At 59.0% G+C, this 290-nt stretch carries 1 protein-coding gene; it reads left to right on the top strand.

Features of this window, described 5'->3' with window-relative positions:
• Positions 1–290 (top strand): helicase HerA-like domain-containing protein (locus EN807_RS34680; protein ID WP_135938104.1); only part of this gene is annotated, 290 nt, incomplete at both ends.

The raw sequence follows: 290 nt of genomic DNA, 5'->3' as shown, positions 1-290 counted from the left end.
TCTGTGAAGCTCGACCCTTACGACTTCCAGGAATTCCCGGTCATCTTCTGGGATCTGTTCGGCGAGCAGGGCCACCCTATCCGCGCGACCATTTCGGAAATGGGACCGCTGCTGCTGTCGCGGCTGATGAACCTGACCGACGCACAGGAAGGCATCATGAACATTGCCTTCCGCATAGCCGATGAGGAAGGGTTGCTGCTGCTCGACATGAAAGATCTGCAGGCGCTGCTCGCCAACATTGCCGAGCGTGCGGAAGAGATCAGCGCCCGTTACGGCAACGTCACCAAGCC

The sequence above is a fragment of the Mesorhizobium sp. M5C.F.Ca.ET.164.01.1.1 genome, from assembly GCF_004792125.1.
GTDB lineage: Bacteria > Pseudomonadota > Alphaproteobacteria > Rhizobiales > Rhizobiaceae > Mesorhizobium > Mesorhizobium wenxiniae.
This window is presented reverse-complemented; position numbering and strand designations above follow the sequence as displayed.